The organism is Achromobacter sp. RW408 (assembly GCF_003184165.1).
GTDB classification, from domain to species: Bacteria; Pseudomonadota; Gammaproteobacteria; order Burkholderiales; family Burkholderiaceae_B; genus Achromobacter; species Achromobacter xylosoxidans.
In genome coordinates this window covers 369,391-378,616 of sequence record NZ_QHHO01000047.1, presented here as the reverse complement: position 1 = coordinate 378,616, position 9,226 = coordinate 369,391, and the positions used below count along the sequence as shown (strand labels likewise).

Sequence of the window (9,226 nt, the reverse complement as noted above, 5' to 3'; positions counted from 1 at the left end):
GGGCAAGATCCCGCAGCTGGGCGGGGTGTCGGTGGGGGACGACGTCGAAATCGGCGCCAACACCACCATCGACCGCGGCGCGCTCGAAGACACCACGGTGGCCGACGGCGTCAAGCTCGACAACCAGATCATGGTGGGTCACAACGTGCGCATTGGCAAGTACACCGCGATCGCGGCTTGCGTGGGCGTTGCCGGATCCACCACGATCGGCGAGCGTTGCACCATCGGCGGCGCGGCGATGCTCTCGGGGCACCTGACCCTGGCCGATGACGTGCATATTTCAGGCGGCACCGCGGTGACGTCGAATATTTCCAAACCTGGACGCTATACCGGGGTGTACCCGTATGCGGATCACGGTGAATGGCAGCGCAACGCCGCCGTGATACAACAGTTGGCGCAGTTGCGCCGCCGCGTGCGGACGCTGGAAAAAGACTAGGGCGCATCCTCGCTGCCCTGGGCGCGTCCGGCGCCGCAAGATTTATCTCATTTCGCAGGAATTCACAGAAAAATGGAACTCGACATCAAGGGGATCATGGAGAGGCTGCCGCATCGTTACCCGATGCTGCTGATTGATCGCGTCGTCGAAATGGTGCCTGGCAAGTCCATCGTCGCCATCAAGAATGTCTCGATCAATGAACCGTTTTTCAACGGCCACTTTCCCCACCACCCGGTGATGCCGGGCGTGCTCATCGTGGAAGCCATGGCGCAGGCCTCGGCGCTGTTCTCGTTCACCGACGAAAACGGCGGCCTGAAGTGCGAAGGCGCCAAGACGGCGTACTACCTGGTGGGCATCGACGGCGCGCGTTTCCGCCGTCCCGTGGTGCCGGGCGACCAGTTGCGCATCGAAGTCGAAGCCGAACGCCTGAGCCGCAGCATCTGTAAATACCAAGCGCGCGCCACCGTGGACGGTCAGGAAGTGGCGTCGGCCAAGCTCATGTGCGCGATCCGCAGCCTGGAAGAGTAAATGGCAGGAAACATCCATCCTACCGCCGTCGTCGATCCGGCGGCGAAAATCGACCCCAGCGTGGTCATCGGCGCCTTTTGCGTCGTGGGACCCGATGTGACGATCGGCGCCGGCACCGAGCTTGGCCCGTATTGCATGGTCGATGGCGTGACCACCATCGGGCGCGACAACCGGTTCTACCGGTATTGCTCGATCGGCGGCATGCCGCAGGACAAGAAGTACAACGGTGAGCCGACCCGACTGGTGATCGGCGACCGTAACACGGTGCGCGAGTTCGTCACGCTCAACACCGGCACGGTGCAGGATGGGGGCGCCACCACGCTGGGCGACGACAACTGGATCATGGCCTATGTGCACGTGGCGCACGATTGCCACGTGGGCAGCCACACCATCCTGGCCAATTCCGTGCAGCTGGGCGGCCACGTCCACGTGGGCGACTGGGCCATCGTCGGCGGCCTGACCGGCGTGCACCAGTTCTCGCGCATCGGCGCGCACAGCATGACGGGCGGCAACAGCTCGCTGATGCAGGATACGCCGCCGTTCGTGCTGGCCGCGGGCAATCCCTGCCGTCCGGTGGGAGTCAACGTCGAAGGCCTCAAGCGCCGCGGCTTCACGCCGGCGCAGGTATCGGCGCTGCGCGATGCGTACAAGATCATCTATCGCCGCGGCCTGTCGCTGGACGCCGCGCGCGCCGAGCTGCGCGCGCGCCAGCAGGCCGAACCGGAAGTCGCCGAGCACCTGCAGACGCTGCTGGATTTCCTCGACGTCGCTTCGCGCGGCATCATCCGTCCATGAACATGCGGATCGGCATGGTGGCCGGCGAGCCCTCGGGCGATCTGCTGGCCGGCCGCATCATTGCCGGTCTGCAGCAGCGCGCCCCGGGCGTGCTGTGTGAGGGCATCGGCGGCCCGCAGATGCAGGCTCGCGATTTCGATACCTGGCATCCGATGCATGCGTTGACGGTGTTCGGCTACGTCGATGCACTCAAGCGCCTGCCCAGCCTGCTGCGCACCTACCGCGACGTATCGCGGCGCTGGCTGGCCGAGCCGCCGTCGGTATTCGTCGGCATCGACGCGCCCGATTTCAACCTGCGCCTGGAGCACCAGCTGCGCCAGGCCGGCACGCCCACCGTGCATTTCGTCGGGCCGTCGATCTGGGCATGGCGCTACGACCGCATCCACAAGATCCGCGATTCGGTGTCGCACATGCTGGTGCTGTTCCCGTTCGAGGAAGAGATCTACCGCAAGGAAGGCATTCCGGTCACCTATGTCGGCCATCCGCTGGCCGGCGCGGTGCCGATGCAGCCGGACCGCGCGGCGGCGCGCGCGCGGCTGGGCATCGATCAGGACGCGCGCGTGCTGGCGATCCTGCCGGGTAGCCGTTCGTCCGAGATTCGCCTGCTGGCGCCGCGCTTCCTGCAGGCCGCGCAGATGCTGCAGAAGCGCGATCCGGCGCTGCAATGCGTGGTGCCGATGGTCAATGACCAGCGCCGTGCCGAATTCCAGGCGATCCTGGCCAAGTATCCCGTGCCGAGGTTGCGCTGCGTGACCGCGCAGGACCTGCATGGCGAAGGCGGCGAACGCCAGGCCCCGGTGGCCTGGTCGGTGATGGAAGCCAGCACCGCGGTGCTGGTGGCCAGCGGTACCGCCACCCTCGAGACGGCGCTGTACAAGCGCCCCATGGTGATCTCGTATGTGCTGTCGCCGCTGATGCGGCGCATCATGGCGTGGAAATCGGGGCAGGAACGGCCCTACCTGCCGTGGGTCGGCCTGCCCAACGTGCTGCTGCGCGATTTCGCGGTGCCGGAACTGTTGCAGGACGACGCCACGCCGGAAAAGCTGGCCGAAGCCACCTGGACGGCGTTGACCGACGAGGCCCTGGCGGCCCGCATAGAAGCCCGCTTCACGGCGCTGCACCGGGAACTGCTGCGTGATACGCCGGCGCTGGCGGCCCAGGCGATCCTGGAGGTGGCGGGTGGAGCAGCCTGACCTGTTTGCCGCGCCGGCCCAGCCGGCCTTGGTGACGGCCGGTGTCGACGAGGCGGGCCGCGGTCCCCTGGCCGGCGCCGTGTATGCCGCCGCGGTGATCCTGGATCCAGCCCGGCCCATCGATGGACTGGCCGATTCCAAGGTGCTCAAGGCCGCCACCCGCGAGGCGTTGGCGCTGGAGATCCAGGCGCACGCGCTGGCCTGGTGCGTGGCCAGCGCCAGCGTGGCCGAGATCGACAGCCTGAACATCCTGCGCGCCACCCTGTTGGCCATGCGCCGCGCGGTCGAGGGGCTTTCGCTGGCGCCCCAGCTGGCGCTGGTGGATGGCAACCAGGCGCCCAAGCTGGGCTGCACGGTGCAGACCGTGATCAAGGGCGACGCCCTGGTGCCCGCCATTTCGGCCGCCTCCATCCTGGCCAAGACCGCGCGCGACGCCGACCTGCTGCGCCTGCATTCGCTGTATCCGCAGTACGCGTTCGACCAGCACAAGGGCTACGGCACCGCCTTGCACCTGCAGATGCTGCGCGAACACGGCCCCTGCGCCGAGCACCGCCGCAGTTTCGCGCCCATCAAGGCCTTTGGCCTGGTCCCATGAAGCACATCAGTTCCCGCGACAATCCCGCGGTCAAGGCGCTGCTCAAGCTTGCCGGCACCGCCGGCAAGCGCGGCGCGCCCGTGCTGCTGGACGGCGTGCACCTGTGCCAGGCCTGGCTGCAGCATCATGGCGCGCCGGACCAGGCCATCTTCGACGTCGAACGGCTGGCCCAGCCCGATATCGCGGCGCTGGCGGCCGCCGTGCCGGACGCCCGCTGCCTGGCGCTGGATGCGCGCCTGATGCAGGCGCTGGCCAGTGTCGAAAGTGGGCAGGGCGTTGCCTTCGTGGTGACGCCGCCGCCCTTGTCCCTGCCCGCCGCGGTGGACGAGAATTGCGTGCTGTTCGATCGCATCCAGGATCCCGGCAATGTCGGCACCTTGCTGCGCACCTGCGCCGCGGCCGGCATCAAGCGCGTGTTCCTGGCCACCGGCACCGCGGCCGCCTGGTCGCCCAAGGTGCTGCGCAGCGGCCAGGGGGCGCATTTCGCGCTGGCGATCCACGAGCACGTGGACCTGTCGGCCCTGCTGCCCGCGCTGGGGGTGCCGCTGGTGGCGACCGCCCTGGAAGGCGCGCAGGACCTCTATGCGGGACGCCTGCCCGCGCGCTGCGCCTGGGTCTTCGGCCATGAGGGCCAGGGCGTCGCCGCCGAGTTGCTGGCGGCGGCGCGGCTCAAGCTGCGCATTCCCCATGACATGGCCGCGGTGGAGTCGCTGAATGTCGGCGCCGCCGCCGCCATCTGCCTGTTCGAGCAGCGCCGCCAGGCGCTCGCGGACGCGGCGCGCTGATTCTGCATTGGTGTGTGCCTGACTCCGTCAGGGGGCCGCCGGGCCGGCATATACTCGACGCTTTGCCGCTCCCAAGGTGTTCCATGGCGCCATTGCCGGTCGCTCATTCCCTGACAGGCCGCGCCACGCGCGCGCGCTGCCAGTCGTTGCTTGCCGCCTGCCTGTGCGCGCTGGCGCTGGGCGGATGCGCCTCGGGCAAGCCGCAACGGGTCAGCCTGGTGCCGGTCGACATGACCGAATCGGCCAGCCGGCTGCAACTGTCGCGCGAGGTGGTGGCGAAGCTGCCCAATGACGCCGCCGTGACGCTGCCTTCCGGCTCGCAATGGCGGCGGGCCGGCGCCATCGTGCAGGGCGACGTATTCCGGCCGCTGGGCGGCCCGTTCTCGATTGCCTTGCCCCGGCACACAGAGGCCTATCTGGTGGCTTCGTCGGGCAAGCTGGTGGGCTTCTACCTGCCGGTCGACAGCAGTTACATCGAATTGTCCCGTCCCGTCGTCCTGCCCGGGGCGGTGCGGCAGTGACGGATGGGCGCGCCAACGGCGCGCCCTGATCGTTTTCAGCCGCGGTCCAGGCCCACTTCCTGCAGCACCGTGGTCGAGATTTCCTCGATCGACTTGGTGGTGGTGGACAGCCACGAGATGCCCTCGCGGCGCATCATGCGCTCGGCCTCCGCCACTTCATAGCGGCATTGCTCCAGCTGCGCGTAGCGGCTGTTGGGACGGCGTTCGTTGCGCACCTCGGCCAGGCGTTCGGGCTGGATCGACAGGCCGAACAGCTTGGCGCGGTGCGGCGCGATGGTCGAGGGCAGGGTGCCGCGCTCGAAATCGTCCGGCGTCAGGGGGAAGTTGGCGGCCTTGATGGCGTACTGCATGGCCAGGTACAGGCTGGTCGGGGTCTTGCCGCAGCGCGACACGCCCACCAGGATGACGTCGGCCTGGTCGAGCTGGTTGACGAACTGGCCGTCGTCGTGCGCCAGGCTGAAGTTGATGGCGTCGATCCGGTTGCGGTACTTTTCGGAATTGGCCTGCATGTGCGAGCGGCCGATGGAATGGCTGGATTTCAGTCCCAGCGCCTGCTCGATATGGCTGACGAAGGTGCCGAACAGGTCCAGGAAAATTCCGTTCGCCTGGCGAACGCGTGCCAGGATGTCCGGATTGACCAGGGTGCTGAAGACGATCGGCGGGACGCCGGCTTCCTGGGCGCTGCGGTCGATGCGCATGGCCACTTCGGCGGCTTTTTCCAGCGTGTCGACAAACGGCAGCCGCACGGGCTTGAAATCGACTTCCTCGAACTGGGAAAGCACCGACTGGCTGAAGGTTTCCGCAGTGATGCCGGTACTGTCGGAAACGATGTATACCGTGCGTACGATCGGGGTAGATGTCATATGTAAAAATTCCAACCAGGCGGATGGCCGGATGTGCTCCTCCGAGTACAATCAGGCCCCTATAAGTCACCCCAAGGGCGGTCCAAGGCCAGTTTGGTCAGCGCAGGCGGATCGGCGAAATCCAGGCGGTAGCCGGCGTCGAATCTGCATTGACCAAACTCGCTTTCATTCCATTGTAAAAGGTGACTTCAATGTCGTATGTTGTTTTGTTCGAGCAGCTCCGCATGACGGACGTGGACTCGGTAGGAGGCAAGAACGCATCATTAGGCGAAATGATCAGCCAGCTGTCTGGCGCGGGTGTCCGCGTGCCGGGCGGCTTTGCCACGACCGCTGACGCCTTCCGCGACTTTCTCAAGGCTTCGGGCCTGGACAAGCGCATCGCCGAGCGCCTGACCACGCTGAACCCCGAAGACGTGCGCGAGCTGGCCAACGCCGGCGCGCAGATCCGCCAATGGATCGTCGAGGCGCCGTTCTCGGCCGAATTCGAAACCCAGATCCGCGACGCCTTCGCCAAGCTCGACGCCGATGGCAAGGGCTCGTTCGCCGTGCGCTCGTCCGCCACCGCCGAAGACCTGCCCGACGCCTCGTTCGCCGGCCAGCAGGAGACCTTCCTGAACGTCGTCGGCATCGACGACGTGCTGGACAAGATCCGCCACGTGTTCGCCTCGCTCTACAACGACCGCGCCATCTCCTACCGCGTGCACAAGGGCTACGCCCACGCCGATGTGGCCCTGTCGGCCGGCATCCAGCGCATGGTGCGTTCGGACAAGGGCAGCGCCGGCGTGATGTTCACCATCGACACCGAATCGGGCTTCCAGGACGTGGTGTTCATCACCTCGTCGTACGGCCTGGGCGAAACGGTGGTGCAGGGCGCCGTCAACCCCGACGAGTTCTACGTCTTCAAGCCCACGCTGGCCCAGGGCCATTTCCCCATCGTCGGCCGCCGCATCGGTTCCAAGCTGATCAAGATGGAATTCGACCCCGAGCGTCCGGAAGGCCGCGCCGTGCGCACGGTCGACGTGCCGGTGTCCGAGCGCAACCGCTACTCGCTGACCGACGACGAGGTCAATGAGCTGGCGCGCTACGCCGTCATCATCGAGAAGCACTATGGCCGCCCGATGGACATCGAGTGGGGCCGCGACGGCGTCGACGGCAAGATCTACATCCTGCAGGCGCGCCCGGAAACGGTGAAGTCGCAGCAGGGCGCCAACGACGTGCAGCAGCGCTACCGCCTGAAGGCCACCGGCCAGGTCCTGATCACCGGCCGCGCCATTGGCCAGAAGATCGGCTCGGGCCCGGTGCGCGTGGTGGGCGACATCTCCGACATGGACAAGGTGCAGCCCGGCGACGTGCTGGTCACCGACATGACCGACCCCAACTGGGAACCCGTCATGAAGCGCGCCTCGGCGATCGTGACCAACCGTGGCGGCCGTACCTGCCACGCGGCCATCATCGCGCGCGAACTCGGCATTCCGGCCGTGGTGGGCTGCGGCAACGCCACCGACCTGCTCAAGGAAGGCCAGGCCGTGACCGTGTCGTGCGCCGAGGGCGACGAAGGCCGCATCTATGACGGCCTGATCGAGACCGAGGTCGAGGAAGTGCGCCGTGGCGAAATGCCGGCCATCGACTTGAAGATCATGATGAACGTGGGCAACCCCCAGCTGGCGTTCGACTTCGCCCAGATTCCCAACGGCGGCGTCGGCCTGGCGCGCCTGGAATTCATCATCAACAACAACATCGGCATCCACCCGAAGGCGGTGCTGGACTACCCGAACGTCGACGGCGAGCTGAAGAAGGCCGTGGAATCGGCCGCCCGCGGCCATGCCAGCCCGCGCGCCTTCTTCGTCGAGAAGATGGCCGAAGGCGTGGCCACCATCGCGGCGGCCTTCTACCCGAAGCCCGTGATCGTGCGCATGTCGGACTTCAAGTCCAATGAGTACCGCAAGCTGGTCGGCGGTTCGCGCTACGAGCCCGAGGAAGAGAACCCCATGCTGGGCTTCCGCGGCGCCTCGCGCTACATCGCCGACGACTTCGCCGAGTGCTTCCGCATGGAATGCGAAGCGCTCAAGAAGGTGCGCGATGAAATGGGCCTGACCAACGTCGAAATCATGGTGCCGTTCGTGCGCACCCTGGGCCAGGCGGAAAAGGTGGTCAACCTGCTCGCCAAGCACGGCCTGGCGCGCGGCGAGAACGGCCTGAAGCTGATCATGATGTGCGAAGTGCCCTCCAACGCCATCCTGGCCGACGAGTTCCTGCAGTACTTCGACGGCTTCTCGATCGGTTCGAACGACATGACCCAGCTGACCCTGGGCCTGGACCGCGACTCCGGCATGGAACTGCTGGCGGCCGATTTCGACGAACGCGACGACGCCGTGAAGTTCATGCTGCGCCGCGCGATCAAGGCTTGCCTGGCGGCCAACAAGTACGTCGGCATCTGCGGCCAGGGCCCCAGCGATCACCCGGATTTCGCGCAGTGGCTCAAGGACGAAGGCATCCTGTCGATGTCGCTGAACCCGGACACCGTGGTCGACACCTGGCAGCGCCTGGCGAAGCAGTAAGTCGCCCGCGTCCATGCAAAAAGCCCGCGCCAGGGATGGCGCGGGCTTTTTTTCGGGCCGCCGCGATGGCGGCGGGCGGGGCGCGGCGGGCCTGGAGGCGGTGTCAGGCCGCCTTGGCCTCGCGCTCGATCAGTTCGCGCTTGCGTTCGATGCCCCAGCGATAGCCGGCCAGCGAGCCGTCGGTGCGCACCACGCGGTGGCAGGGGATGGCCAGCGCGATGTTGTTGGTCGCACAGGCCCGCGCCACCGCGCGCACCGAACGCGGCGAGCCGATGCGTTCGGCGATGTCGGTGTAGGTGGCGGTGGTGCCGACGGGGATCTCGCGCAGCGCTTCCCAGACGCGGCGCTGGAACGCGGTGCCACGCACGTCCAGCGGCAGATGCAGGCCTACCGACGGGTTTTCGACGAAACCGACCACCGCGGCCATCCATTGCTCGAATTCGCGGTCGGCGCCGATCAGCCGGGCGGCCTTGAAGCGGTCCTGCAGGTTGCGCACCAGCTGTTCGGGATCCTCGTGCAATGCGATTTCGCAGATGCCGGTGTCGCTGGCCGCGACCAGCAGCGCGCCGAGCGCGCACTGGCCCACGGCGAAGCGGATCTCGACGCCTTCGCCGTCCTTGCGGAAGGCGGTGGGCGTCATGCCCAGGATGGCGGGGGCGGCTTCGTAGAAGCGGCCACTGGAATTGAAGCCGGCGCCGTACATGGCGTCGGTGACGCTGGCGCTCTGGCGCAGCTGCTGGCGGGCGCGGTCGGCGCGCAGCGCGTTGGCGTAGGCCTTGGGCGTGATGCCGGTGGCCGCTTTGAAGATGCGGTGAAAGTGGAAGCGGCTCATGCCGGCCTGTTCGGCCAGGGTGTTCAGGTCGGGCGGCTGTTCGGCCTCCAGCGCCCGGCAGGCGCGTTCGACGGCGGCGGCGTGCTGCTTGCTCAGGGGGGCGGCGTGGGTCATGTCTGG

General features: G+C 67.2%; 10 protein-coding genes. 8 read left to right on the top strand and 2 right to left on the bottom strand.

From position 1 onward, the window contains the following. The 7 genes from DK459_RS17885 to DK459_RS17855 form a co-directional block, all read left to right on the top strand. On the top strand, nt 1-436 hold a 436-nt coding region (locus tag DK459_RS17885), incomplete at its 5' end, for a UDP-3-O-(3-hydroxymyristoyl)glucosamine N-acyltransferase (protein WP_146221911.1). A 72-nt stretch (nt 437-508) separates the two neighbouring features. Beyond that, nucleotides 509-964 (top strand): 3-hydroxyacyl-ACP dehydratase FabZ, encoded by a 456-nt coding sequence (gene fabZ / locus DK459_RS17880; RefSeq protein ID WP_006385190.1) that lies wholly within the window; start codon nt 509-511, stop codon nt 962-964. After that, nucleotides 965-1,759, top strand: a complete 795-nt coding sequence (gene lpxA / locus DK459_RS17875; protein ID WP_006385189.1) for an acyl-ACP--UDP-N-acetylglucosamine O-acyltransferase — start codon at nt 965-967, stop codon at nt 1,757-1,759. Beyond that, nucleotides 1,756-2,952 (top strand): lipid-A-disaccharide synthase, encoded by a 1,197-nt coding sequence (gene lpxB, locus DK459_RS17870; protein ID WP_070542723.1) that lies wholly within the window; start codon nt 1,756-1,758, stop codon nt 2,950-2,952. The genes lpxA and lpxB overlap by 4 nt, the downstream gene beginning before the upstream one ends. Further along, complete coding sequence (gene rnhB, locus DK459_RS17865) at nt 2,939-3,547, top strand: ribonuclease HII (RefSeq protein ID WP_006385187.1); 609 nt, start codon at nt 2,939-2,941, stop codon at nt 3,545-3,547. Before lpxB ends, rnhB begins: the two co-directional genes overlap by 14 nt. Then, nucleotides 3,544-4,332, top strand: coding sequence for an RNA methyltransferase (locus DK459_RS17860; protein WP_054506008.1), 789 nt, complete (start codon nt 3,544-3,546; stop codon nt 4,330-4,332). Before rnhB ends, DK459_RS17860 begins: the two co-directional genes overlap by 4 nt. Nucleotides 4,333-4,415: 83 nt before the next feature. Continuing rightward, nucleotides 4,416-4,853: a hypothetical protein gene (locus DK459_RS17855; protein WP_070781712.1), complete on the top strand. Its 438-nt coding sequence runs from the start codon at nt 4,416-4,418 to the stop codon at nt 4,851-4,853. Between the two features lie 35 nt (nt 4,854-4,888). Here DK459_RS17855 and DK459_RS17850 read toward each other — a convergent pair whose 3' ends face one another. Continuing rightward, nucleotides 4,889-5,716, bottom strand: a complete 828-nt coding sequence (locus tag DK459_RS17850) for a pyruvate, water dikinase regulatory protein (RefSeq protein ID WP_006385184.1) — start codon at nt 5,714-5,716, stop codon at nt 4,889-4,891. 191 nt (nt 5,717-5,907) lie between these two features. On the opposite strand from DK459_RS17850, the gene ppsA reads away from it, so the two are divergent. Continuing rightward, complete coding sequence (gene ppsA, locus DK459_RS17845; protein ID WP_035181771.1) at nt 5,908-8,274, top strand: phosphoenolpyruvate synthase; 2,367 nt, start codon at nt 5,908-5,910, stop codon at nt 8,272-8,274. 103 nt (nt 8,275-8,377) lie between these two features. Here the strand turns inward: ppsA and DK459_RS17840 are convergent, their stop codons facing one another. Beyond that, nucleotides 8,378-9,220 (bottom strand): bifunctional transcriptional activator/DNA repair enzyme AdaA, encoded by an 843-nt coding sequence (locus DK459_RS17840; RefSeq protein ID WP_024068654.1) that lies wholly within the window; start codon nt 9,218-9,220, stop codon nt 8,378-8,380. Nucleotides 9,221-9,226: the final 6 nt, after the last annotated feature.

What these genes read in the sequence shown, in the direction of transcription:
- ppsA (WP_035181771.1), top strand. Translation starts at nt 5,908, where the DNA reads ATGTCGTATGTTGTTTTGTTCGAGCAGCTCCGCATGACGGACGTGGAC.
- DK459_RS17850 (WP_006385184.1), bottom strand. Translation starts at nt 5,716, where the DNA reads ATGACATCTACCCCGATCGTACGCACGGTATACATCGTTTCCGACAGT.
- DK459_RS17855 (WP_070781712.1), top strand. Translation starts at nt 4,416, where the DNA reads ATGGCGCCATTGCCGGTCGCTCATTCCCTGACAGGCCGCGCCACGCGC.
- DK459_RS17840 (WP_024068654.1), bottom strand. Translation starts at nt 9,220, where the DNA reads ATGACCCACGCCGCCCCCCTGAGCAAGCAGCACGCCGCCGCCGTCGAA.
- lpxA (WP_006385189.1), top strand. Translation starts at nt 965, where the DNA reads ATGGCAGGAAACATCCATCCTACCGCCGTCGTCGATCCGGCGGCGAAA.
- lpxB (WP_070542723.1), top strand. Translation starts at nt 1,756, where the DNA reads ATGAACATGCGGATCGGCATGGTGGCCGGCGAGCCCTCGGGCGATCTG.
- fabZ (WP_006385190.1), top strand. Translation starts at nt 509, where the DNA reads ATGGAACTCGACATCAAGGGGATCATGGAGAGGCTGCCGCATCGTTAC.
- DK459_RS17860 (WP_054506008.1), top strand. Translation starts at nt 3,544, where the DNA reads ATGAAGCACATCAGTTCCCGCGACAATCCCGCGGTCAAGGCGCTGCTC.